At 65.9% G+C, this 25651-nt stretch carries 19 protein-coding genes and 1 pseudogene; 10 read left to right on the top strand and 10 right to left on the bottom strand.

Features of this window, described 5'->3' with window-relative positions:
* From bioD to AC4ELH_RS03415, 3 genes are read right to left on the bottom strand one after another with little or no spacing between them, the layout of a single operon-like run.
* Window positions 1–678, bottom strand: coding sequence for a dethiobiotin synthase (bioD, locus tag AC4ELH_RS03425; RefSeq protein WP_498883248.1), 678 nt, complete (start codon window positions 676–678; stop codon window positions 1–3).
* Window positions 675–1850, bottom strand: coding sequence for an 8-amino-7-oxononanoate synthase (locus AC4ELH_RS03420; protein ID WP_498883247.1), 1176 nt, complete (start codon window positions 1848–1850; stop codon window positions 675–677). Before AC4ELH_RS03420 ends, bioD begins: the two co-directional genes overlap by 4 nt.
* A gap of 10 nt (window positions 1851–1860) precedes the next feature.
* Window positions 1861–3204: an adenosylmethionine--8-amino-7-oxononanoate transaminase gene (locus tag AC4ELH_RS03415; protein ID WP_498883246.1), complete on the bottom strand. Its 1344-nt coding sequence runs from the start codon at window positions 3202–3204 to the stop codon at window positions 1861–1863.
* Between the two features lie 46 nt (window positions 3205–3250).
* On the opposite strand from AC4ELH_RS03415, the gene sucT reads away from it, so the two are divergent.
* The 4 genes from sucT to treZ are packed head-to-tail and all read left to right on the top strand — an operon-like array spanning window position 3251 to window position 11599.
* Window positions 3251–5431, top strand: coding sequence for an acetyltransferase SucT (sucT, locus tag AC4ELH_RS03410; protein WP_498883245.1), 2181 nt, complete (start codon window positions 3251–3253; stop codon window positions 5429–5431).
* A 4-nt stretch (window positions 5432–5435) separates the two neighbouring features.
* The gene (glgX, locus tag AC4ELH_RS03405) at window positions 5436–7604 is read left to right on the top strand and encodes a glycogen debranching protein GlgX (RefSeq protein ID WP_498883244.1); all 2169 of its coding nucleotides are present in this window, start codon (window positions 5436–5438) and stop codon (window positions 7602–7604) included.
* A 1-nt stretch (window position 7605) separates the two neighbouring features.
* Window positions 7606–9873 carry a malto-oligosyltrehalose synthase gene (treY, locus tag AC4ELH_RS03400; protein WP_498883243.1) on the top strand — a complete coding sequence of 756 codons (2268 nt, stop codon included), beginning with the start codon at window positions 7606–7608 and terminating at the stop codon, window positions 9871–9873.
* A complete protein-coding gene (gene treZ, locus AC4ELH_RS03395; protein ID WP_498883242.1) occupies window positions 9866–11599 on the top strand; it encodes a malto-oligosyltrehalose trehalohydrolase in 1734 nt (577 codons plus the stop codon). The genes treY and treZ overlap by 8 nt, the downstream gene beginning before the upstream one ends.
* Here the strand turns inward: treZ and AC4ELH_RS03390 are convergent.
* Window positions 11593–12051: a winged helix-turn-helix transcriptional regulator gene (locus tag AC4ELH_RS03390; RefSeq protein ID WP_498883241.1), complete on the bottom strand. Its 459-nt coding sequence runs from the start codon at window positions 12049–12051 to the stop codon at window positions 11593–11595. The genes treZ and AC4ELH_RS03390 overlap by 7 nt on opposite strands.
* An 82-nt stretch (window positions 12052–12133) precedes the next feature.
* On the opposite strand from AC4ELH_RS03390, the gene AC4ELH_RS03385 reads away from it, so the two are divergent.
* On the top strand, window positions 12134–13300 hold the full coding sequence (locus tag AC4ELH_RS03385) for an MFS transporter (RefSeq protein ID WP_498883240.1): 1167 nt from the start codon (window positions 12134–12136) through the stop codon (window positions 13298–13300).
* On the opposite strand, the gene AC4ELH_RS03380 is transcribed toward AC4ELH_RS03385, so the two are convergent.
* Both AC4ELH_RS03380 and AC4ELH_RS03375 read right to left on the bottom strand, forming a co-directional pair.
* Complete coding sequence (locus AC4ELH_RS03380) at window positions 13269–13925, bottom strand: copper chaperone (RefSeq protein ID WP_498883239.1); 657 nt, start codon at window positions 13923–13925, stop codon at window positions 13269–13271. The two genes, AC4ELH_RS03385 and AC4ELH_RS03380, sit on opposite strands and share 32 nt — an antisense overlap.
* Before the next feature lie 158 nt (window positions 13926–14083).
* Window positions 14084–15703, bottom strand: a complete 1620-nt coding sequence (locus AC4ELH_RS03375; protein ID WP_498883238.1) for a tyrosinase family protein — start codon at window positions 15701–15703, stop codon at window positions 14084–14086.
* A gap of 150 nt (window positions 15704–15853) precedes the next feature.
* Between AC4ELH_RS03375 and AC4ELH_RS03370 the strand changes: the two genes are divergently transcribed.
* Window positions 15854–17518 carry a M4 family metallopeptidase gene (locus AC4ELH_RS03370; RefSeq protein WP_498883237.1) on the top strand — a complete coding sequence of 555 codons (1665 nt, stop codon included), beginning with the start codon at window positions 15854–15856 and terminating at the stop codon, window positions 17516–17518.
* A 25-nt stretch (window positions 17519–17543) separates the two neighbouring features.
* Here the strand turns inward: AC4ELH_RS03370 and ilvA are convergent, their stop codons facing one another.
* Entirely contained in the window at window positions 17544–18836 is a 1293-nt protein-coding gene (gene ilvA, locus AC4ELH_RS03365) for a threonine ammonia-lyase IlvA (protein WP_498883236.1), read from the bottom strand.
* Between the two features lie 147 nt (window positions 18837–18983).
* Between ilvA and AC4ELH_RS03360 the strand changes: the two genes are divergently transcribed.
* Window positions 18984–19412, top strand: a complete 429-nt coding sequence (locus AC4ELH_RS03360) for a lipoprotein LpqH (protein WP_254358737.1) — start codon at window positions 18984–18986, stop codon at window positions 19410–19412.
* 80 nt (window positions 19413–19492) lie between these two features.
* On the top strand, window positions 19493–19723 hold the full coding sequence (locus AC4ELH_RS03355; protein ID WP_498883235.1) for a hypothetical protein: 231 nt from the start codon (window positions 19493–19495) through the stop codon (window positions 19721–19723).
* Here the strand turns inward: AC4ELH_RS03355 and AC4ELH_RS03350 are convergent.
* Window positions 19717–20121, bottom strand: coding sequence for an SRPBCC family protein (locus tag AC4ELH_RS03350; RefSeq protein ID WP_498883234.1), 405 nt, complete (start codon window positions 20119–20121; stop codon window positions 19717–19719). The genes AC4ELH_RS03355 and AC4ELH_RS03350 overlap by 7 nt on opposite strands.
* A 136-nt stretch (window positions 20122–20257) precedes the next feature.
* Between AC4ELH_RS03350 and AC4ELH_RS03345 the strand changes: the two genes are divergently transcribed.
* Entirely contained in the window at window positions 20258–21091 is an 834-nt protein-coding gene (locus AC4ELH_RS03345) for a class I SAM-dependent methyltransferase (RefSeq protein ID WP_498883233.1), read from the top strand.
* A gap of 58 nt (window positions 21092–21149) precedes the next feature.
* On the opposite strand, the gene AC4ELH_RS03340 is transcribed toward AC4ELH_RS03345, so the two are convergent.
* Window positions 21150–21530 carry a MerR family transcriptional regulator gene (locus AC4ELH_RS03340; RefSeq protein WP_498883327.1) on the bottom strand — a complete coding sequence of 127 codons (381 nt, stop codon included), beginning with the start codon at window positions 21528–21530 and terminating at the stop codon, window positions 21150–21152.
* A gap of 63 nt (window positions 21531–21593) precedes the next feature.
* Here AC4ELH_RS03340 and AC4ELH_RS03335 point away from each other — a divergent pair.
* A pseudogene (locus tag AC4ELH_RS03335) lies at window positions 21594–22037 on the top strand (PPOX class F420-dependent oxidoreductase); the annotation flags it as partial.
* A gap of 5 nt (window positions 22038–22042) precedes the next feature.
* Here AC4ELH_RS03335 and dnaE read toward each other — a convergent pair.
* Complete coding sequence (gene dnaE, locus AC4ELH_RS03330) at window positions 22043–25591, bottom strand: DNA polymerase III subunit alpha (protein ID WP_498883232.1); 3549 nt, start codon at window positions 25589–25591, stop codon at window positions 22043–22045.
* Between the last annotated feature and the right edge of the window lie 60 nt (window positions 25592–25651).

Here is a 25651-nt window from a genome sequence, read left to right as displayed (position 1 = left end):
TCAAGCCAGGCCGGTCAGCCAGTTCAGATCGAAGGCGTCGGCGCAGATCTTCTCGAACTCCTCGGCGCTCGCCCGGCCCGCCCCTGCGGGCAGTACGGCACGCACCGGCGCCAACCGTGCCAGCGCGTCCCGGTTGCCAGACTCGGCGACCCCGGGGTGGCCCGGCCACGCCCCAATCACCAGACCGGCGCAGGTAATTCCTTGCCCGGCAAGAGCTTCCAATGTCAATGCGGTGTGGTTGAGCGTTCCCAGCCCCGGGGAGACCACCACGAGGACGGCGGCGGAGAGGTCGACGGCCAGATCACGCAGCGTGACGCCGTCAGCCCCCAGCTCGACCAGCAGACCGCCGGCACCTTCGACGAGGGTCAGCCCGTCGGGAACCTCGGCAGCGCGTACCGCATCCGCCAACTCGGTACGCGTCGGCAACGGAAGGCCGGCACGTTGCGCGGCCGCCACGGGCGCCAGCGGTTCCGGGTACCGCCATCCGCCGTGCAGATTGCCGACCCCGGACAACCGGTTCACCTCACCGAGGTCGTTGTCACCGTCCACGGTTCCGGTCTGCACCGGCTTGGATACCGCGACATCGAGCCCGGCAAGCCGGGCCGCGCAGGCCAGCGCCGCGGTCGTCACGGTCTTGCCGACGCCGGTGTCGGTCCCGGTGACGACGAGCGTGCTCACAACCGGGCCTCCGACAGAACCTCGGTCAACACCTGACGGGCCAGATCCATCTCGTCGGCGGTCAGCGAGGCCCGGGCCGTCAAGCGCAGACGTGAGGTGCCCTCGGGAACCGTCGGTGGCCGGAAGCAGCCCACCCGTACGCCGCGGTCCAAACAGGCGGCAGCAGCAGCCACCGCGACCTCGGGCTCACCGAGGATCACCGAGACGACGGCGGAATCGGGCACCGCGGTATCCCCGGAGATGCGGGCCAGCTCGGCGGCATGGTCCAGAACCGCTTGCGCTCGCTGGGGTTCGGCGATCAGCACCCGCAGCGCGGCCGACGCCGCACCGACTGCCGCCGGTGCCAACCCCGTATCGAAGATGAACGGACGGGCCGCGTCGATCAGGTGGGCGCGGATCGGCTCGGGGCCGAGCACCACGCCACCCTGGCTGCCGAGCGCCTTCGACAGTGTCGTCGTCATCACCACGTCCGGCGCTCCCGCGAGGCCGGACTCGTACAACAGGCCCTGTCCGCCCGGACCGCGCACGCCGAGCCCGTGTGCCTCGTCCACGAGCAACAACGCGCCGTGTCGACGGCAGACCGCGTGCAGTTCACGCAGCGGCGCCAGCACGCCGTCGGTGCTGAACACCGATTCGGTCAACACCACCGCGCGGTCCTCGGTCCGCGACGAGAGTGCGGCATCTACGGCGTCGACGTCGAGGTGCGGCGTGACGGTCACCCGCGCACGGGACAACCGGCAGGCGTCGACCAGCGAGGCATGCGTCAGGGCGTCGGAGACGAGCAGTGAGCCGGGGCCACTCAACGCGACGACGGCACCCAGGTTGGCGGTGTAACCCGACGAGAAGACCAATGCCGACTCGGCACCGACGAACGTCGCCAGCGCGGTCTCGAACTCTTCGTGCAACTCGGTGTTTCCGGTGACCAGCCGCGATCCGCCGGCGCCGGCACCCCAGGTGCGCAGCGCCTCGATACCGCCGTGGAGGACCTCAGGGTGTTGCGACAGCCCCAGATAGTCGTTGGAGGCAAGGTCCAATTCGGTCGCCACAGCGGGGCGGGTGCGCAGCTCGCGACGAAGCCCGGCCTGCCTGCGCTGCTGCTCGACGTCGGTGAGCCAGGCCAGCGGTGAAAGATCCGTGCGCGTCACGTGGTGCTCCCTCGGGCCGACGACCATTGAACACCGTTCAGGTTAGTGCACGAGCGACGCCGACCATGCCAGCGGTGATCTGTTCCACCTCTGCAGGCGTGCAGATGAACGGCGGCATGGCATAGACCAGCTTGCCGAACGGGCGCAGCCAGACCCCGTGCCGCAACGCCGCCAGCGTCGCCACCTTCATGTCGACCGGCTCGCGCATCTCGATCACGCCGATGGCGCCCAGCACCCGCACATCGGCGACGCCGGGCAGCGCACGGGCCGGCTCCAGTCCCAGTCGCAGGCCCGCCTCGATCTCGGTCACCCGGGCCGGCCAGTCACTGGCGACCAGCAGTTCCACCGCGGCGACACCGACTGCACAGGCCAGCGCGTTGGCCATGAACGTCGGCCCGTGCATCAGCGCGCCGGGCTCCCCCGCACTGATCGTCCGTGCGATCTCACGGGTACACAGCGTGGCCGCCAGGGTGATGTAGCCGCCGGTCATCGCCTTGCCGACACACATGATGTCCGGGCTCACCCCGGCGTGCTCGGCGGCGAACAGCTTTCCGGTGCGACCGAACCCGGTGGCGATCTCGTCGAAGATGAGCAGTACATGGTGGCGATCGCAGATCGCCCGCAAGTCCGCGAGGTACCGCGGGTCGTGAAACCGCATTCCCCCGGCACCCTGCACAACGGGTTCGACGATCACGGCGGCGAGCTCATCGGCGTGCTCGGCCAGTTGCCGCTCGAACGCCTCGCTATAGGACGGCTCGTAGTCGCCGGGGACGGGCGGTGCGAAAACTTGGGGCACCAGAACGTCGGACCACAGGGAATGCATGCCACCGTCGGGATCACACACGCTCATCGGGGTGAAGGTGTCGCCGTGATAGCCGCCGCGCCAGGTCATCAGACGATGTTTCGACCCTCGGCCGACGCTGCGCCAATACTGCAGCGCCATCTTGACTGCCACCTCGACCGACACCGACCCCGAGTCGCTGAAGAACACGGTCTCCAGGGGTTCGGGGGTGAGGTCGACCAGCAGCTGGGCCAGCCGGGCGGCCGGCTCGTGGGTCAGACCGCCGAACATGACGTGGTTCATCGTGGCGAGTTGGTTGTTGATGGCACGGTCCAGCACCGGATGCCCGTGTCCGTGCACGGCAGTCCACCACGACGCCATCGCATCGAGAACCTCGATCGGTGCGCCGTCGGTAGGGTCGATCACAGTCAGCCACGCGCCCTTGGCCCCGACCGCCACCACCGGCGGTAGCGTGTCCGCGCCCATGGCGCTGTAGGGGTGCCAGATGTGGGCTGCGTCGATGGCGCTGATCTGCGCCGGGGTCAGCTCGGCCACAGTCGGGCAGCCTAGCCCTTTGCTCACAGGGTGTGACGCACGCATCCGAAATGTGAGCGGCGGGCCGATGTTAGGTAAATTGGCCTCGACCATGAAAACCCTTGACGCCCCCCGGACGGAGCCCGGCACCGAATCCGGTTCCGTTCCGCACGCAGTCATGGGCACCCGTGCATCAGGTTTCTACCGCCACGATCTGGACGGACTGCGCGGTATCGCGATTGCCCTCGTGGCGATGTTCCACATCTGGTTCGGTCGAGTTTCCGGTGGTGTCGACGTTTTCCTGGCGCTGTCCGGATTCTTCTTCGGCGGCAAACTCCTGCGGATCGCACTCAACCCCGAAGCTCCGCTGTTGCCCGTTCCCGAACTGGTCCGGTTGATTCGGCGCCTACTTCCAGCACTGGTCGTGGTGCTTGCCGCAGCCGCCGTGCTGACGATCCTCGTGCAGCCAGAGACCCGCTGGGAAACGTTTGCTGACCAGAGTCTGGCGAGCCTGGGCTACTACCAGAACTGGGAACTGTCCAACACCGCCGCGGACTACCTTCGCGCCGGTGAGGCGGTCAGTCCGCTGCAGCACATCTGGTCGATGTCGGTCCAGGGGCAGTTCTACGTGGCGTTCCTGGCGCTGGTCTTCGGGTTCGCTTTCCTCGGCCGCCGGATCTTCGGACGGCACCTACGCACCGCGTTCATCGTTTTACTGGGCGCCCTGACCATCGCGTCCTTCGTATACGCGATCATCGCCCACAACAACGACCAGGCCACCGCCTACTACAACAGCTTCGCCCGCGGCTGGGAGCTGCTGATCGGCGCGCTCGCCGGGGCATTGGTTCCGGCGGTGCGGTGGCCGATGTGGCTGCGCACGATCTTGTCCACCGTGGCGTTGGCGGCCATCCTGTCGTGCGGTTGGTTGATCGACGGCGTCAAGGAGTTCCCGGGGCCGTGGACGCTGGTTCCGGTCGGCGCCACCGTCCTCTTCATCCTGGCGGCCGCGAACCGGTCCGAGGATCCGAGCGCGGGCCAGCGGTTACCCGCACCCAACCGGATGCTGGCCACAAAGCCGTTCGTGTCGCTGGGCTCGATGGCGTACTCGCTCTACCTCTGGCACTGGCCGTTGCTCATCTTCTGGCTGTCCTACTCGGGCCACGCGCACGCCAACTTCCTCGAGGGCACGATCGTGCTGCTGGTGTCGGGCGTGCTCGCCTGGCTCACCACCCGTTACATCGAGGAGCCGCTGCGCTCGCAGAAAAAAGCAAAGGACACCACCCAGAGTGTGTCCATGCCCGCCATTCCGTGGCGTGTCCGGCTGCGTCGGCCCACCATCGTCCTCGGCTCCATCGTCGGACTGCTCGGTGTCGCGTTGACGGCCACCTCCTTCACCTGGCGCGAGCACGTCACCGTGCAGCGCGCCAACGGCAAGGAGCTCTCCGGACTGTCGGCCCGCGACTACCCAGGGGCCCGCGCACTGATCGACCATGCCCGCGTGCCCAAGCTGCCGATGCGCCCGACGGTGCTCGAAGCCAAGGACGATCTGCCCGCGTCCACGACCGACGGCTGTATCAGCGATTTCGGCAACACCGACGTGATCAACTGCACCTACGGCGACAAGGACGCGGCGCGCACCATCGCGGTCGCCGGCGGCTCGCATGCCGAGCACTGGATCACCGCGCTCGATCTACTGGGCCGTCTGCACAACTTCAAGGTGGTCACCTACCTCAAGATGGGTTGCCCGCTCACCACCGAGGAAACCCCGCTGGTGATGGGCGACAATCGCCCCTATCCGAAATGCCATGAGTGGAACCAGAAGGTGATGACCCAGCTCATCGCCGATCGCCCCGAATTCGTGTTCACCACATCGACGCGGCCCTGGAACATCAAAGACGGCGACGTCATGCCGGGCACCTACATCGGAATTTGGGAAACCCTCTCCCAGAACAACATTCCGATTCTGGCAATGCGCGATACCCCGTGGCTGACCCGCAACGGCAAGCCGTACTTCCCCTACGACTGCCTGGCCAACGGTGGCGATGCCATCTCCTGCGGCATCGATCGGTCCAAGGTACTCTCCGACCACAACCCCACGCTGGATTTCGTCGGGAGGTTTCCTCTGCTCAAGCCACTGGACATGAGCGATGCGGTGTGCCGGAAGGACTACTGCCGCGTGGTGGAGGGAAATGTGTTGCTATACCACGATTCTCACCATATTTCGACGACGTATATGCGCACGATGACAGGTGAATTGGGCCGTCAGATGGCGGTCGCCACCGGTTGGTGGTGAACCCATGCCGCCGTCATCTCCCGTGCCGCCATCGTCAGCACCCACGCCGATGTCGACTGTGTGGCCCGGCGAGGCCTACCCGCTCGGGGCCACCTATGACGGTGCCGGCACCAACTTCTCGTTGTTCTCCGAAGTCGCCGAACGGGTCGAGCTGTGTCTGATCGCCAAGGACGGCACAGAACATCGGATCAACCTCGAAGAGGTCGACGGGTACGTCTGGCACGCCTATCTACCTACGGTCACCCCCGGCCAGCGTTACGGGTACCGGGTGTACGGCCCATGGGATCCGGGCAGCGGCCATCGGTGTGATCCCAGCAAGTTACTGCTCGACCCGTATGGCAAGTCGTTTCACGGTGACTTCGACTTCAGCCAGGCCCTGTTCTCCTACGACCTGAACGCCGAGCCGCCCGGTACCGGAAACCCGCCCGGGGTCGACTCTCTCGGTCACACCATGACCAGCGTGGTGATCAACCCGTTCTTCCAGTGGGGATCCGACCGGGCGCCCAAGACGCCGTATCACGACACGGTGATCTATGAGGCACACGTCAAGGGCATGACCCAGACCCACCCGGGAATCCCGGAGGAACTCCGGGGGACCTACGCCGGACTCAGTCACCCGGTGATCATCGACTATCTCCAGTCGCTGAACATCACCGCGATCGAGTTGATGCCGGTGCACCAGTTCATGCATGACCACCGCCTGCTGGATCTCGGGCTGCGAAACTACTGGGGCTACAACACAGTCGGCTTTTTCGCCCCGCATTTCCAGTACGCCGCCACCCGGCACGCCGGCGGCGCGGTGGCCGAGTTCAAGACCATGGTCAAGGCGTTCCACGACGCGGGTATCGAGGTGATCCTCGACGTGGTCTACAACCACACCGCCGAAGGCAACCACCTCGGTCCGACCATCAACTTCCGCGGCATCGACAACGCCGCCTACTACCGTCTGCTCGACGGACAGCCCGAGTACTACAAGGATTTCACCGGGACCGGCAACAGCCTCAACGCGCGGCACCCACACACGCTGCAACTGATCATGGACTCACTGCGGTACTGGGTCCTGGAGATGCACGTCGACGGGTTCCGGTTCGACCTGGCCTCCACACTGGCCCGCGAATTTTATGACGTGGACCGCCTCTCGGCGTTCTTCGATCTGGTCCAGCAGGATCCGGTGGTCAGCCAGGTCAAGCTCATCGCCGAGCCGTGGGACATCGGCGAGGGTGGCTACCAGGTCGGCAACTTCCCAGGTTTGTGGACCGAATGGAACGGGAAGTATCGCGATACTGTGCGCGATTACTGGCGGGGCGAGCCCGCAACTCTGGGGGAGTTCGCCTCCCGGCTGACCGGCTCCTCGGACCTGTACGAGGCCACCGGCCGTCGTCCCGGTGCCAGCATCAACTTCGTCACCTGTCACGACGGGTTCACTCTCAACGACCTCGTGTCCTACAACGAGAAGCACAACGAGGCCAACGGTGAGGACAACCGCGACGGCGAGAGTCACAACCGCTCGTGGAACTGCGGGGTCGAGGGACCGACCGACGATCCGGCGATCCTGGCCTTGCGCGCCAAGCAGATGCGCAACATCGTGGGGACGCTGATGCTGTCGCAGGGCACCCCGATGATCGCGCACGGCGACGAGATCGGCCGTACCCAGTTGGGCAACAACAACGTGTACTGCCAGGATTCCGAGCTGTCCTGGATGGACTGGTCACTGCTGGAGACCAATGCCGAGCACCTCGAGTTCACCCGCAAGGTACTGGCGTTCCGTAAGCGCCATGCGGCATTCCGTCGTCGCCGGTTCTTCGAGGGCAAACCGATCCGCAGTGGTGATCAGGTCCGCGACATCGCCTGGCTCACTCCGGGCGGCACCGAGATGACCCCGGAGGACTGGGGAACGGGATTGGGAACCTGTGTCGCGGTGTTCCTGAACGGCGACTCCATCCCCGCTCCCAATGCCCGCGGTGAACGCGTGGTCGACGACACATTCCTGCTGTGCTTCAACGCCAATGACCACGAGCAGGATTTCGTCACGCCCAACGGCGACTATGCCGCCGAATGGACCGGTGACCTCGACACCGCCAGTCCGACGGGCGATTCCGATCTGGTGGTGGCCGCCGGCGAGAAGATCTCGCTACAGGCCCGCTCCCTACTCGTCCTACGCAAGACGGCCTGACATGCCGCGCCCGGTGCTGTCCACGTATCGGCTCCAGATGCGCGGGGACTGCTGCACATTCGACGATGCGGTGAACCTGCTCGACTACCTCGACCGTCTCGGTGTGTCACACCTCTATCTCTCGCCGATCCTGTCGGCCGCACAGGGATCGACCCATGGATACGATGTCACCGATCCCACCACGGTGTCGGCCGCACTTGGTGGATCCAAAGGTCTACAGCGCCTGTCGGAAGCGGCCCGATCCCGCGGCATGGGGCTGATCGTTGACATCGTGCCCAACCACGTCGGCGTTGCCCATCCCGAGCAGAACCCGTGGTGGTGGGACCTACTTCGGCACGGCCGAGATTCCGCTTACGCCGGCTACTTCGACATCGACTGGGATCTCGATGCCGGCCGGATCGTGTTGCCGGTCCTGGGTTCCGATGACGACGTCGCCGACCTCGTGGTCGACGGCGACGTGCTGCGCCTGGGCGATCTGGTCTTCCCCATCGCACCGGGGACCGGCGCGGGTACCGGCAGCGAAGTGCACGATCGCCAGCACTACCGGCTGACCGGTTGGCGCAGCGGAATCTGCGGCTACCGGCGCTTCTTCTCGATCACGTCTCTGGCCGCACTGCGCCAGGAAGACCGTGCCGTTTTCGACGCCAGCCATGTGGAGGTCAAACGCTGGTTCGACGAAGGATTGGTGGATGGTCTGCGTATCGACCATCCGGACGGATTGTCTGATCCCGCAGGCTATCTGCGGTGGTTGCGTGAGCTCACCGGCCCCGACGCGTGGATCGTGGTGGAGAAGATCCTGGCCGCCGACGAAAGCCTCGATGCATCGCTCCCGGTTAACGGCACCACCGGGTACGACGCGTTGCGTGAGATCGGCGGACTGTTCGTCGACCCGGCCGCCGAGAGCCCGCTCACCGCGGTGAGTGGCGATCCGGATCCCGAGGCCGAATCGACGCTCAAGAGGGCTGCTGTGGCCGAGACCCTCGCCAGCGAGTTGGGCCGACTGTGCCGATCCGTCACGGCGGTGACCGGGCAGCACGACCCCCGACTGCCTGCGGCGCTGGCCACACTGATCAGCAGGATCGGCGTGTACCGCAGTGATTATCCGGCACTGGGCACGATCCTCCCGGTGGCGATACAGGAGTCTGCCTGCGCCGCAGCCGAACTCACCGAAGCGTTGACCGCCATCTCGGTAGCCATGTCCCGCAGCGGCGAGGTGGTCTCCCGGTTCAACCAACTGTGTGGCGCCGCGACCGCCAAGGCCGTCGAAGACTGTCTGTTCTACCGCGAGGCGCGTCTCGTGTCGCTCAACGAGGTCGGCGGCGCACCGGAGTTGTTCGGGGTCACGGCGGCTGAGTTCCATCAGCGGGCGACGGCGCGAATGCGTGCCTGGCCGGCCACGATGACCGCATTGTCGACCCACGACACCAAGCGCGGCGAGGATGTCCGCGCCCGCATCGGCCTGCTGTCCCAGGTGCCCGAGACGTGGGCAGATTCGGTCGAGCGGTGGATTGCAACGTCCACTCCCCCCGACCGTGACACCGCACTTTTCCTGTGGCAGAACATCTTCGGCGTCTGGCCGGTCGACGGCGCCGTGACCGACGAGCTTCGCTCCCGGCTGCACGGCTACGCCGAGAAGGCGATCCGGGAGGGCGCCACCAGGACGTCTTGGCACGACCCCGACGTGGATTTCGAGAATGAGGTACACGCTTGGCTGGACCGCGTGCTCGACGGGCCGGTCGCAGCCGAACTGACGGCATTGGTGAGCCGACTCGAAGCCCACGCCCGCAACGACATCCTTGGCCAGAAACTCATTCAGCTCACGGCACCCGGCATCCCCGACGTCTACCAGGGCACCGAGACGACCGAGGACAGCCTGGTCGATCCGGACAACCGGCGCCCGGTCGACCATGCGGCACTGCGCGGAGCTGCGGAGCGCGGCGACGACGACAAGCTGCGCGTGACCATGGCCGCCCTGGCGCTCCGCCGGGCCCGGCCCGAGACATTCCTGGCCGGCGCCTACGCCCCGCTGCCGGCGACCGGCAGTGCCGCGAGACACTTGGTGGCGTTTCTGCGAGGTCAGGATGTGGTGGTGGCCGCCTGTCGATGGACCGTGGCGCTGGCCGAAACCGGCTGGGAAGACACAATATTGCCGCTGCCCGTGGGCCGGTGGCTGGATCGACTGAGCGGGCGTCAGTGGGCTGGGTCGGTCCCGCTGACCGAGCTGCTCGCCGATTCGCCGGTGGCGCTGCTGGAGCGTACCGATGACTGAATTCGCCGTGTGGGCACCGGCCCCCGACCGCGTGCGGGTCGACGTCGACGGAATGCTGCACGACATGGTGCGTTCCGAAGACGGCTGGTGGCGTACCGAGGTCGCGAGCCGTAGCAATGCCCGATACGGGTTCGTTCTCGACGACGATCCGACGGTGCTGCCCGATCCTCGCTCAGCGCGCCAACCCGACGGTGTACATGAACGCTCCCAGCTGTGGCAGCCCGCGCCCGACGCCTGGACCGACAGCGGCTGGGCGGGCCGCTCGATCAACGGCGCGGTGATCTACGAACTTCATGTCGGAACCTTCACTCCCGAGGGCACATTCGATTCCGCCATCCACAAGCTCGACCACCTGGTGGATCTCGGTGTCGATTTCGTGGAGTTGATGCCGGTCAATGCCTTCAACGGCACCCATGGGTGGGGCTACGACGGCGTGCTCTGGTACGCGGTGCACGAGCCCTACGGCGGTCCCGACGGACTGATCCGGCTCATCGATGCCTGCCATGGGCGTGGTCTCGGTGTACTGATCGACGCGGTGTTCAACCATCTCGGCCCCTCGGGCAATTACCTTCCGCGGTTCGGCCCCTACCTGTCATCCGGCCACAACCCGTGGGGCAGTTCGATCAACCTGTCCGATGCCGACGCCGACGAGGTGCGCACTTACATCATCGATTGCGCGCTGCGCTGGATGCGCGACTTCCACGCCGACGGCCTACGCCTGGATGCAGTGCACGCACTGGTGGACAACACCGCAATCCATCTGCTCGAGGAACTGGCGACCGACACCGACGCCCTGGCCGGGGAACTCGGCCGACCGCTGTCGCTGATCGCCGAAAGCGACCTCAACGATCCGCGGCTGATCACTCCTCGCGATCGCGGCGGGTACGGGCTGACCGCACAGTGGGACGACGATATCCACCACGCCATCCACGCCGCGGTGTCCGGCGAAAGGCAGGGCTACTACGCGGATTTCGGATCGCTGGCGACGTTGGCGCAGACGTTGAAGCACGGCTACTTTCATGCTGGCACCTATTCGTCGTTCCGGCACCGCAGGCACGGTCGGCCGTTGGACACCGCCACGATTCCGGGTACTCGGCTGCTGGCCTACACCCTCACCCACGACCAGGTCGGCAACCGCGCCGTCGGCGACCGGCCGTCACAGTTGCTGACCTTCGGCCAGCTGGCGGTCAAGGCCGCGTTGGCACTCGGATCTCCTTACACGGCGATGCTTTTCATGGGTGAGGAATGGGGATCCTCCTCGCCGTTCCAGTTCTTCAGTTCACACCCCGAGCCGGACCTTGCCCGCGCCACTGCCGAGGGGCGCAAAGCCGAGTTCGCCGAGCATGGCTGGGACGCCGACGAGATTCCCGATCCGCAGGACCCGGCGACCTTCCAGCGCTCCAAACTGAACTGGGGCGAGGTCACCGAGGGTGATCATGATCGGCTCCACCGCACGTATCACGCACTGATCGCGTTGCGGCGCAGCGAACCCGACCTCGCAGATCCGTGGCTCGACCACATGTCCATCGACTTCGACGAAGAGCAGCGCTGGATTCTGCTGCATCGAGGGGCCGTGTCGATCGCCTGCAACCTGGGCACCGAGGCGGTGACGCTTCCCGTTTCCGGCGAGCTGCTCCTGGCGTGGGAAACCCCCGACATCCGCGCCGAATCCATGGTGTTGGCCGGCCAGTCATTCGCCGTCCTGCGTAGCAAGCGCGATCAGTGAACCTTCCGCACGGACGTGCCGTCGAGGTCCACGACGGCACCGCGCGAGTTCGTCGGCCGTAGTTCCGAAAGTCGATCACCGGTCGTGTCGACGAGCACCGAGTGCGCCTCGCCAGATGCGAACGCATGCCGCTCACCCCACTGGCGCAGCGCCACCACCACCGTGAAGAGGTCACGACCGGACTGGGTGAGGGTGTACACCTGCCGCCGGCCCGACGCGGCCGTCTCCCGGTCGAGAATGCCGCGGTCGACCAATCGGCGCAGGCGGTCGGTCAGGATGTTGCGCGCGATGCCGGTCCGCTGCTGAAAATCGGTGAAGGCGCGGGCTCCGTCCATGGCGTCACGCACGATCAACAGGCTCCAGCGATCCCCCACCAGGTCGAGGGTGCGCGCCACCGGACATGCGGGATCGGTCCAGGTCACGTCGTCGCTGTGCGGCATCGCCTCGCCCATCGCTCCCCCTGAAGAGTTGCTGAATGAAACTATTCTGCCGTAGCGTCGGTTCAGTTGCAATTTGCAACCAATTGGAGGGTAGATGAAACCGACCGTCGGCCTGAAGATGCTTCTCGCCACCGTGTGCGCAGTGGCCGTGGCAACGATCTATGCGGCACAGCCGGTGCTGACCCTGATCGGCCACGACCTGGGCGTGCCCGATGCCGAGCTGGGATCGATCGTCACCGCCGGACAACTGGGTTATCTGGTGGGACTGTTCGCCCTCGTCCCGCTCGGCGACATGGTCGATCGCCGCCGGCTCATCAGCGGGCACCTGGTGTTGGCCGCAGTGGGCGTGGCACTGGCCGCGACGGCCGCACAGTCCTGGCTACTGCTAGCCGGCCTGGCGGTGGCCGGCCTGTTCGCGGTAGTCGTTCAGACCACGGTCGCCTACGCTGCGGCTCTGTCCACACCCGAACAACGCGGTCGAACCCTCGGCGTGGTGACCTCCGGAGTCGTCATCGGCATCCTCGGATCCCGCGTGGCGGCGGGCGCCGTTGCCGCGGTGTGGGGTTGGCGCAGCGTCTATCTCGGGCTGGCGGTGCTGTTGCTGACGCTGGCATGTCTCGTGCTGCGGCTCCTCCCGCCCGACCCGCCCCGTGCGCACACCACCTACGTCCAGGTGCTGGCGTCGTTGGGCCGACTGTTCGGTGACCGCCTGTTCGTCTCGCGCGGGGTGATCGCGTTCTTTCTGTTCGCCTCGTTCGGAACGCTGTGGAGCGGCCTGGCGCTGCCACTGGCGGCGGATCCGTGGCATCTGAGCACAGCTCAGATCGGACTCTTCGGAATCGCCGGCCTCGCAGGCGCACTCGGCGCCGCCCGGGCCGGACACTGGGCTGACGCCGGGTTCGCAAGTACGGTCACCGGCGGGGCGCTCGCATTACTGGCCGTATCGTGGCTGGCCATCGGGCACGTGTCATGGTCGCTGCTGCCGATCGTCGTCGGTGTCGTCGTGCTCGACTTCGCGGTGCAAGCTGTCCATGTGAGCAATCAGCACCTGCTGACCACTGCCCACCCGCACCGCACCAGCAGCGTCATCGGCGGCTATATGTTCTTCTACTCACTCGGCTCAGCACTGGGTGCGACCGCCACGACCGCCGCGTTCTCGGCTGCAGGCTGGACCGCCTCGGCGCTCCTCGGCGCCGCCTTCGCCGGCTGCGCCCTCGTCACGTGGGCGGTCAGCCGACCGGCGCACCGAACGCCACGATGACGGCGACCAGTGCCAGAACCGCCGCGAACACCGGCAGATGGTCCACGGCTTTCGTGACCAACTTCTCCCCCGCCGCGACTCCGAAGAGGACCATCATCAGCCACAGTGCGTGCGGAGCCAACGCCATGGGCAGCATCATCGGGCCGCAGGCGCCCACACAGCGCAGCCCGTTACGCAGGCCCTCGCCGACGCATGCCCGGTCCGCTCGCCGGCCGTCCGCAGGCAGCGCCTGTACCCGATGACACGCCCGCAGGAACAACCGCTTCCGGCGGGTCAGTTCCCAGGCTGCCGCGCCCGCGAGCAGACCCGAGACCACCGGAACACCAACTGTTTTCACACCGACCGACCAGACAATGGCCAGCGCTGCGGCACCGAACACCGACCACACTGCGAGATAACCGAGTACGAACAACACTTGGCTGCGGTGCCGCCGATTCCACCTGCCGTTCATCGATATCGACCGCACGGCGGCCAGCGTCGTGGGCAGCATCATCGCCGCGGCCATGACCACCCACATTCCCAGCGAGGCAGGAAATTCGGGCACACCGGGACCCATCGCCGCGCAGCGTTCTGCGACGACGCCCAACCCTGACGCCCCATGGTGGTGGGCCGCAGGGTGAGGCACTGCCGAACAGTGATGGGCGCCAACGTGACCCGGCATCATCAGGTGCAGTACCGTCACCGCCGACCAGGCAGCCACCGAAACCGTGAGCACGGATAACTCCGGATGCCGCCACCACAACCGTCGCCAGGGCGATGGCCGCGCCGGTGCTGCAGCCAGAGTCATTGCAGGAAGACACTCACGCGCCCGACGCGCGCCTGACCCGGCTCCTGCGGTGCCGAGGCCTGAGCCCCCGGTAGCCGGATGGGATGAGCGGCCGGCTCCACGTACTGCGGCACGAAGGTGACGCTGACCTGGTCACTCCACCGCCCTTCGGCGGTGAACCGTTGATACAGACCGGTGATGTCGTAGGCGAGCCGCATCCCGCCGTGTTCATTGTCGGGATTGATGGTTTCCTCGATCCCGAAAAATGCGGCGACACCGACGAAATGGTCATCATCGACAGTGGGTTCACCGCCGCCCACGTCGAGATACACCTTGTAGGTGACGCCCACCGGCGCCGGCGACGTCACATCCTCGATCCGAAGGAAAGCGCGGGATACCGGGCTTTCCTCCTGGGCCAGAGGACCCACGGGTGGCGCGATGGCGAAGGTGACGTTCGTCGCCTCACCGGCGAGGGCGATCGCGCGATCCGATGCTCCGACGAGTTCCGGTGGGTTCTCGGGCGCAGGTGCGGTTGGCATGAGTGCCTCCAGTGCAACAGGGGCGGCGATGTCCTCATAGCTGTAGCTGAGCTGAGGGGCAGTTTCGAGCACCTCCTGAACCGTCTCGGCGAGCGTCGCCCGGTTCTCGTCATGGAAGTGGAAGGTCACACCGCTCAGCCAGGCGGCCTCCGTGGTGTTGGCGCGGTCCGGCATCGTCCGCCAGATCTCCCAGATCCGGTCGATGTTGGCATGATGTAGCCAGAAGATGGGGTCCAGCGCCGCCGTGTTGAACGATCCCATCAGTCCACCCACACCCACGTGGACGGCACCGTGAGGCGTTCCTTCCAACGGTCCCATCGCCGCACCGGGGTCCTCGCCGGCATGACTGAATCCCGTACGCCCACCGGCGAACCCGCCGAACCCGGCGAAGTCGACGGGCGCCAGCGCACTCGTCAGGTCGACATCGGAGGCAGGCAGTGACGAGCCGTCGTTGAGGTTCCGTCCGGGCACCCACAGGGGATTCGGTGTCACCCCGTCCGGCAGGGTCGTATCGAGGAAGGCCTGCGGCAGCCGTCGGCGGTCCGGGTCGTCGCTGCTGTAGTTCCAGTACGGCAGCGCCCAGGTCGACTTGGTCTGTTCATCGACGTCGTCGAGTTCCTGGATGGCCGACGTGACAATCCGCTCGAACCATTGCAGATACATCCGGTGCCAGGGCAGGAAGAACCAGCAGAAGTGCTGGCACTGATTGCGGAACCGGTCGGGCTTCACTGTGGTGCCGTGAATGTCGGACTGATACTGCCAACCGATCGGATCCAGCTGATCCGCATCTGTCCGGCCGATCAGCACCTGAACTGCGCGGGCGTAGGCGTAGATCGTCGGGTGCCAGTGATCGATGTGATCGAGCGTCCAGATGTTGCGCCGAACGCGGGTCGATGCCGACTCCGCGACCGTGAGGGTGTCACCGGACTGCATGATGTGTTCGGCCATGGTCGGCTCTTCCTTGCTGCGGATCTCCAGTGGGGCGAATACCCACGTCAGGACGGTAAGCGCCCGGAGGCAGGGGCGCGCGCGTACATCACTACCTGTGTTCGGCGTCGACGCCGGCGGCACGCGCATCGCGGTGGCCCGCACAGGCATCGGAGCTTCCGATCGTCGCGATATTCGAGTAGGCCACTACGCACGCGTCTGCGCCGCACTCTGGCGCATGATCAGGCCGTGCCACGGCGCCGGCGCAGGCCGGTCCGCACCCGGGCAGCCCAACCCTCGGAGCAGGAGATGTGAGAACTCATGAACGACAACGGGTTAGAGAGCTTTGCACTGCACAGCGCGGACAAGTACCAGGGCCCGGCAGTACAGGCCATCAATGACGAGGCGGTTGTGCCCGGTGGGGCGCAGGCGATCGACGTGGCAACGCTCGATCCGGAATCGGCGGCACGCCGCTACCTCAACCAGATGATCTCCAGCCCCGAGGTGCCCTCGATCACCGACAGCAGCGCAGGCCCGGGGACCGAGTACCTGGCCCTGGGCACCGAGTCGATTCCGCTGACCGAATCCACCGTCGTGAAGTTCGCCCAATACCGCCAACGCATCCCGGTGTACGGGTCGCTCGTCACGATCGAACTCGACGACGCCAACAACATGCTGGCCGTCAACTCGGCGATCGGTAATCCCGAAGGGGTCGACGCGGTCGCGACCATATCGCCGGCGCAGGCCCAGGACGTGATCGTCAAGGATGCGGGCAAAGACGCATTGCCACTGCCGGAGCCACCCCGGCTCTACTTCTACTTCGACAAGAGTGCAGACCCCAGCGTCTGGCGCCTCGTGTACATCGCCAAGAACGTACAGCGCCACCGCGAGCGCACCTCCGACGGTCACCCGGAGACGCTGCCGGAGCTCTTCGACTACGTTGTCGACGCGCACTCCGGCGATCTCGTCGCCAAACTTCCCCGCACCCAGACGATTTCGTGGACCCTGGAAGAGCTGGACTCGACCGACGCCCTCGGCCAGACCCGTCGCATCCGGGCCGAACGCGACGAGAACGACAACAAGCGTCTGGTGGATCCCACCCGGCGCATCGAGACCTACGATTTCGGGTTCCGCAAGATCGAATCGCAGTTCCGCTCACTACCGGGCGCGGCACCGATCTCCAATCCACCAGCACCTTGGAGCCCGGCGGCGATCAGTGCCCACGCCAACGCCCAGGAGGTTGCCGACTATCTGCTGAACACATTGCAGCGCAACGGCCTCGACAACCAGGGCGGCCCGTTCATCTCGTCCATCAACTGCACCTCTATCCAGGCCGCGACACCCCAGGAATGGCGCAACGCCGCCTGGATCGGCACCCAGATGGTGTACGGGCAGCGCAGTGTCGGTGGCGAACTGCGGTCGTATGCAGTGGCGATGGACGTCGTGGCGCATGAAATGACGCACGGACTGACCGACAACACGGCCCGTCTCGAGTACAAGGACGAGTCCGGCGCGCTGAACGAGTCCTACTCGGACATCATGGGGACGATCATCGCGAACTCCCAGAAACCCGACATCGACAGCTGGAACTGGGAAATGGGTGAAGAACTCGACGGTACCGGCGTACCCCTGAGGGATCTGAGTGATCCGGCCCGGCGCGGCCAGCCCGCGCACATGCGCGACTATGTACACACGACCCGGGACAACGGCGGTGTGCACACCAACAGTGGCATCCACAACAAGGCGGCGTTCAACATCATCAGCGCAAAAAACGGCCAGGGCCATCTCTTCACGCCCAAGGATGTGGCAGCGCTGTTCTACCTCGCACTGACACTTCATCTTTCGCGAACGTCAGGTTTCAGTGACAGCCGCCGGGCCGTGGAACTGGTGGCCAAGTCTCTGTTCCGCGGGGACTCCGAAAGCGTTCGGGATGAGAAGGTCGCCGCCGTGAGCGCCGGATTCGAGGCCACCGGGATCAGCGCCTGAAGGCTCGCCCTTCAGATCGGGTTCCTCAGGTCAGGTACCGGTACGTCGGCGACCCGGGTTCGAGCAACTCCACGTGGATGTCGGAGTCCGCCATCCGGGCCAGCAGGCCTTCGAGGTCGGTCGCTGCACTCAACTCAACACCGCACAGTGCCTCACCGGTCTCGCGGTTGTTGCGCTTGACGTACTCGAAAAGCGTGATGTCGTCGCCCGGTCCGAGAACCTCGTCCAGGAAACGGCGCAACGCCCCCGGTTCCTGCGGGAAGTCGACCAGGAAGTAGTGCTTGAGCCCCAGGTGCACCAGTGACCGCTCGACCACCTCGTTGTACCGCGACACGTCGTTGTTCCCGCCGGAGATCAGGCACACGACGGTGGAACCGCGTTCGATGTCCGCCTCCAGCAGCGCCGCGACCGACAACGCACCGGCAGGCTCGGCGATGATTCCGTCGTTCTGATACAGGTCGAGCATCGTGGTGCACACCGCGCCTTCGTCGACCGTGGTGAGCGAGACCATGTCACCGGCCGCGGCCAACGCGGCATACGGCAGCGCCCCGGCCCGCGCCACTGCCGCGCCGTCGACGAACTGGTCGACGTGATCGAGGGTGACGGGCTGGCCCGCGGCCAGCGCGGCGATCATCGAGGCCGCACCGGCCGGCTCGACGCCGAGTACCGACGTGCCCGAGGCACGCTCGGCGAGGTAGGTGGTGATTCCGGCGATACAGCCGCCGCCGCCGACGGGGACGATCACCAGGTCCGGCTCGTCGTCGAGTTGGTCGAGCAGCTCGGCAGCGATGGTGCCCTGCCCGGCCATCGTCCGCACATCGTCGTACGGAGGTACGAGGGTCGCCCCGGTCCGGGCGACGTCGTCGAGCGCCGCGGCAGCGGCCAGATCGTAGGTCGACCCGACCGCGATGAGCTCGATGAACTCGCGGCCGTGGTACCTGATCCGGTCCCGCTTCTGCTTGGGCGTCTTGGCCGGCACGTACACGCGACCGTGGGTCCGCATCGACCGGCAGGCCATGGCGAAGCCCTGCGCATGATTGCCCGCCGATGAGCACACCACGCCGGCGGCGAGCTCCTCGGGCGAGAGCTGCGCCATCAGATTGAACGCCCCGCGCACCTTGTAGGAACGCACTGCCTGCAGGTCCTCACGCTTGAGGTAGACATTGGCTCCGGTCGCGTCCGAGAGCCGTTCGTTGAACTGCAGCGGACTGCGGGTGACCACGCCGGAAATTCGCTTGGTGGCCTCGTCGATGTCGGCCGCGGAAAGCGGCGCAGCCAGCGGGGAGACTCGGGAGCCCTTGCTCAGATCGGCAGTCACCGTTCAATGGTGCCACTGGCCAGGCATTTCTCTGCAGTTGGGTGGGGACACGCGACCGGATCCCGGCAGCTGGACGGCTATCGCGAGGAAAGCAACAGCAGGTGGTTGAAGGGACTCCGAACTGGGAAAACAACCGTCATGCGGCACATGCAGCAGCGGGCGCGGCGGGTGGCGGCGCACACCGTTTCGGTAGGCGCGCTGGCGTTATCTGCCTGCGCGGCGGCCACCGGCATCCCTGCGGATGCCTACACGGCGCGGATTTTCATCAACGGCGAGCAGGTCCCGACCACGTTCTCGGTGCTCTGCACGCAGAGGTCCTGGCTGTGGACCATCGAAACTCAGCCGGAAACGCCCGGCTTCACGGCCATCATCCAGACCGGCGCCACCGTCGAGCCGAAAGTCATGCGCTTGACCGGGTTGGAAGGGTTCACCGGCGGCTCGGCCAATGTGACAGCGCCTGCCGACGCCAGCGTCGATGGCACCACATTCCATATCAGCGGCACGGCGCGTGGCTGGTTCGCGGACCGCCCCACCCGACCGGCCGAGGTCCAGTACCGGATGGAAGCCCGCTGTTGAGCAGTCTGGACCGATAAAGCGACACGCCACATCCAAGGTTTCGGCTAGCCGAAATCAATGTTGCGAGCTATCGTCAATACATGACCACCGCCGGGAACTTTCGCAGTGTCGCCTCCCGGGCCGATCACCAAGTGGACATCGCCGGGGTGCCCTGGCCGACCTACAAGCTGATCGCCCTGGCGGTCGGTGCGCTGGTACTGGTGATCGTCGGCGTGGCAACCATGAGCGCCGCCCCGGCGGTACTCTCCGCAGCCGCGGCGACCATCGTCGTGTGGCTGAGCCTCGGCCACGTTTCGTCGTCTGATCAGTGACCCTCCAGCAGCCGCCGCAAGGTCGCTAGATCCGCTGCCACCGCAGCCACGTCTGCTTCGAACTCCGAGTCCGTCACGCCGGGCCGCTGCCGGACGGTGAACACGACTTCGCACGACTCGGCGTCGACGCCGCCCGACACCACCCGCATCGGGTTGTAGACGGCCTCACCCGAGGGCAACCGCACCACGTGGTCAAGCACTCCCAGCGTGTTGGGGCCGGCGAATTCGACGGTGACCTCACCCATCGGCGAATCGGCGACCCATCCGCGCGGGGTGAGTCGTAGCCCACCTTCAGCCAGCCCCGCCGCCCAGTTCGCCAGATGCTGCGGATCTGCCGCGTAGGCGTACACCGCGTCCGCGGCAACCTCGATCCAGACGCTCACGTGCATGCTGCGCATGGCTCCCACCGTAGGCTGCGGTCAGCTCACTGCCCACCCCCCTTTCACCCACACCACCGGTCGGCGGCGCGTGATCGTAAGGGCGGTAAACGTTTTCGCCCACATGTTCAGTCCTTACCGGGTGTACCGTCGGGTTGTGGGTATTGCGACGACGGGCCTGACGCCGGTGGAGGAAACCGCGTTCCTGACCCTGTACGCCAGGGCGCTCGACAGCAGATGGGCGAACCCCATCCTCGGCGACACGATGGCCGACGAAACGGTGGCACGACTCGACTACGACTTCGCCGGACTCGGTGTACAGACCAGCGTGGTGTGCCAGTCGGCGTTGCGCGCCAAGATGCTCGACGATCGGGTCCGTGCGTTCGTCGTCGATCATCCCGATGCCGTCGTGGTCGACCTCGGCGGAGGTCTGGACAGCGGCGTCCATCGCGTCGCGCCGCCGGCCGCGGTCGACTGGTACAGCGTCGATCTACCCGGGATCAGCGAACTGCGAGATCGGGTGCTGCCCTCACTCCCCCAGGCGCACACTGTCTCTGCGTCGCTGGCCGACCCGGACTGGACGGACCCGATCCCGTCGGATCGCCCCACCATGCTGGTGGCCGACGGGTTGTTCGCGTTCCTCACCGAACCGGTGATCGCCGGTATCTTCCGGACCATCACGGAACACTTCGAATCCGGCGAGCTCGCATTCAATGACTACGGTCGCATCGGATGGATGAGTAAGGCGGCGCTGAAGTTCTTCCCCGCCAAGATGTTCAAAGACGTCGGAAGCCAATGGGGCTACGCGGGTTTCAAGGATGCACACCATCCCGAATGCTGGAACCCAAAGCTGCGTCTGATCGAGGAGTCCAGCCTGGCCTACCAGCCCGAAGTCGACCGCTTCCCCGGAATGCTGCGGATCGCCACGCGGGCCTCCGGCCTCAGCAAGGCCACTGCACGCAAGGCGCGCATTCTGCGCTACCGGTTCTGACGCAGCCACGCCATTCCGCGCGAGACAATCGACCCGAGCGGCTGTTGCCGCTCCTTCGTCAGGCCGGCAATTCGTGATGAATCCCGCACGTGCACAACTCGATTGACGGGCAGGTGCACCGCATCCCCCACTCGATGATGGCCCGCGCCCGCGCCAGCGACTTCAGTTGCTCGTCGATCTCGGCCAATTTGGTCTGCGCCAGTTCGCGAGCCAAGGGGCGGCCCGGGGTGTCGTCCTTGAGCAGCAGCGCGATCTCTGTCAGCGAGAAGCCCGCCGTCTTGCACAACCTGATCACTTCCAGCCGCATCAGGACCGACTCCTGGTAGCGGCGCTGCCCGCCCACGCGATGCGGTGCAGGCAACAAGCCGACCTGCTCGTAGTAGCGCAGCGCGGTCTGGGCGATGCCCGACCGCTGCGTGACGTCTCCGATGGTCAGCATCGCGCCCATCTGCCCTCCTTCTGCGCTTGACTTAGAGTCAACTCTAAGTCGTTGACTGGCTACATGCCACACACCGACTCCACGTTGGAGACCCTGAGTCACTCCCGATACGCGCTGCTGCGCAGCTTTCGCCGCGACGGCACCGCAGCAGACACCCCGATCTGGTTCGTGCTCGACGGCCGAACGGCGTTGTTCCGCACCAAGATCGGCCCGAAGACCCGCAGAATCGCGGCGCGGCCCGACGTCGAACTGGTGATCTGCGATCACCGCGGCCGGATCACGGGCACCACCTGGCTGACCGGCCGGGCCACGGTCCTGCACGGTGAGGACGCCGAGGAGGCGAACCGGGCGCTGCACCGGCGCTACGGCTGGCAGTGGAACATCATGCCGCTACTGAAGATCCCCGGAGTCACCAATGTGCACAGCAACCTTCCGCTGCTGCAAAAACTACGGCGCGCGCGGGACCGGGCACTGTGGCCCGACAGCGCGATCGTGAAGATCGACCTGGACGGTCAGCCCAGGCAACCCGGCCCGAGCAACGCCTTCAGGTCGCCCATCAGCGCCGAGGACGGCGTCACCCGCAGCGACTGATCCAGTTCCAGCGTGGTGATCCGTTCACCGCTGATCAGCCGCAGATGCACCTGAGACGTGCCGGGATGGTTGGCCAGCACCTGCTTGAGCGCACTGACCTTGTCGATGGTGCACTGCCGGGTCGGCAGGCTCACCGCCAGCGGCCGGTCGGCCTGGGCGCTGCTGAAGTCGGGTACCACCAGTTCGTGGGCGATCAGCGAGATCCGGTCATCCCGGGCAGCCACCTTCGCCTTGACCAGTACCACCACGTCGTCAGCGATCTCGTGACCGAACAGTGAGTAGGTCTGCGGGAAGAACAGCACCTCGATGCCACCGGTGAGATCTTCCAATTGGGCTGAGGCCCAAGGCAAGCCATTCTTGTTCACCCGACGGTTGACCGAGGCCAGGATGCCACCGACCACCACCTGCGCATCGTTGGCGACATCGCCGTCGAGAATCGCCGGAATCTGGGTGTCGACCTGGTTGGCCAGCAGGTGGGCAATCCCGTTGAGCGGATGGCCGGACACGTACAGCCCCAGCATCTCGCGTTCGAGCGCCAGCTTGTGTTTGTCCTCCCATTCCTCCTCGGGCACGCGGATGGTGAACACCGCGTCGGTGCCGCCGCCGTCGTCAGCACAGCCGAACAGGTCGAACTGGCCCATCGCCTCGGCCTTCTTGGTGCCGAGCACCGAGTCGACAGCGTCGGTGTGCACCAGGAACAGCCCCTTGCGGGGGTGGCCGAGCGAATCGAACGCACCCGCCTTCACCAATGATTCGGTGACCTTCTTGTTGCAGGCCGCGATATCGATCTTGTTGAGGTAGTCGGAGAAGTCGGCGTACTTGCCCTTCTCGGTACGGGTACTGATCAGCGACGCAACGACATTCGCGCCGACGTTGCGGATGGCCCCCAGACCGAACCGGATGTCATCGCCCACCGAGGCGAAGTTCTGCACCGACTCGTTGACGTCGGGCGGCAGGACCGTGATGCCGAGACGACGGCAGTCGGCCAGATAGACCGCGGCCTTGTCCTTGTCGTCACCGACCGAGGTGAGCAGACCGGCCATGTACTCGGCGGGATAGTTCGCCTTGAGGTAGGCCGTCCAGTACGACACCAGGCCGTAGCCGGCCGCGTGCGACTTGTTGAACGCATACCCGGCGAACGGAAGGATGGTGTCCCACAGGGCTTTCACCGCGGCTTCGGAGAACCCGTTGGCGGTCATGCCCTCCTTGAAGCCCTTGTACTCGGCCTCGAGCACTTCGAGCTTCTTCTTACCCATGGCCTTGCGGAGCGCATCGGCCTTACCCATGGTGTAGGAGGCGACCTTCTGCGCGATGAACATGATCTGCTCTTGGTAGACGATCAGGCCGTAGGTCTCGGCGAGGATCTCCTTGAGCGGCTCTTCGAGCTCAGGATGGATGGGCTTGATGGCCTGGCGACCGTTCTTACGGTCCGCGTAGTCGTTGTGGGCGTTCATGCCCATCGGGCCGGGGCGGTACAGCGCGAGCACCGCGACGATGTCGTTGAACCCGGTGGGCTGCATCCGGCGGAGCAGGTCACGCATGGCACTGCCGTCGAGCTGGAACACGCCAAGGGTGTCGCCGCGGCCGAGGAGTTCATAGGCGGCCGGGTCATCGAAAGGCAACGTGTCGAGGTCGAGGTCGATACCGCGGTTGGCTTTGATGTTCTCGATGCAGTCGCCGATGATCGTCAGGTTCCGCAGGCCCAGGAAGTCCATCTTCAGCAGGCCGATGGCCTCGCACGACGGATAGTCCCAGCCGGTGATGATGGCGCCGTCCTGCGGCCGTTTCCACAGCGGGATCGCGTCGACCAACGGCTCGGAACTCATGATCACCGCGCAGGCGTGCACGCCCGCGTTACGGACCAGGCCCTCCAGGCCGCGCGCCGTCTCGAAGATGGTCCGCACATCCGGATCGGTGTCGATCAGGGCGCGGACCTCGGCTGCTTCCTTGTACCGCTCATGGTTGGGATCGGTGATCCCCGACACCGGGATGTCCTTGGCCATGATCGGCGGCGGCAGCGCCTTGGTGATGCGGTCGGCGATCGCGAAACCAGGTTGGCCGTAATGCACGCGGGCCGAGTCCTTCAGCGCCGCTTTGGTTTTGATAGTGCCGAAGGTGATGACCTGCGCCACCCGGTCACTGCCCCACTTGTTGGCCGCGTACCGCAGCATCTCGCCGCGGCGGCGGTCGTCGAAGTCGATGTCGATATCAGGTGCGGAGGGCCGTTCCGGGTTGAGGAACCGCTCGAACAGCAGGCCGTGCGGGATGGGATCGATGTTGGTGATGCCCATCGCGTACGCCACGAGCGATCCCGCGGCCGAGCCACGGCCGGGCCCCACCCGGATACCGACCGAACGGGCGTAGTTGATCAGGTCGGCCACGATCAGGAAGTACGACGGGAAGCCCTTGTCGCAGATGACCTTGATCTCGTAGGCGGCACGGTCGGTGTACTCGGCGGGTACGGCGTCTCCACGGAACCGCCGGTTCAGCCCCTCCGTCACCTCGTGCGTCAGCCACGATGCCTGGTCGTGGCCGTCGGGCACCGGGAACACCGGCATGCGGTCGGTGGGCGCCCACACGTCGGCATAGGACTGCACCCGCTCGCCGATCAGGACCGTGGAATCACACGCGCCCGGAACCTGCGAATCCCACAGCGCCCGCATCTCTTCGGCCGATTTGAGGAAGTAGCCGTCGCCGTCGAACTTGAAACGGTTCGGGTCCGACAGGGTCTTGCCGGTCTGGATGCACAGCAGGGCCTCGTGGTTCTGCGAGGCCTCGCGCGTCACGTAGTGGCAGTCGTTGGTGGCCAGCGGCGGAATGTTGAGCTTCTGCCCGATCTCCAGCAGGCCCTCACGGACCCGGCGCTCGATGTCGAGGCCGTGGTCCATCAACTCCAGGAAGAAGTTGTCGGGGCCGAAGATCTCGCGCCATTTGGCAGCCGCCTCCAGCGCCTCCTGGCGGTGACCCAGCCGGAGCCGGGTCTGCACCTCACCGGACGGGCAACCGGTGGTCGCGATGATGCCTTCGGCATACTCGGCGATGATCTCGGCATCCATGCGCGACCACTTGCCGAGCTGACCTTCGAACGATGCCAGCGAGGACAGCTTGAAGAGGTTGCGTAGACCGGTGGCGTTCTCGGCGACCATGGTCATGTGGGTGTAGGCGCCGCTGCCCGAGACATCGTCACTCTTCTGGCTCGGGTCACCCCACTGAACCCGTTTGGTGTCGAACCGCGACGCCGGCGCGATGTAGGCCTCGATGCCGATGATCGGTTTGATGCCGGCCTTGGTTGCCGAGTTGTAGAACTCACTGGCGCCGAACATGTTGCCGTGGTCGGTCATACCGATCGCCGGCATGCCCAGCCGCTGAGCCTCGGCCAGCATCGGCGTGATCTTCGCAGCCCCGTCCAGCATCGAGTACTCGGTGTGGTTGTGCAGGTGTACGAAGGACCCCGAAGATGAACCGCTCATAGAGTGGCCAGTCTATTGCCGACCACCGACACCCTCCGGGCGTGTCGCCACGCGTGTCTG

Source organism: Mycobacterium shunyiense (assembly GCF_058270075.1).
Note: the sequence above shows the minus strand (reverse complement) of the source record. Positions and strands in the feature narration are given on the sequence as shown.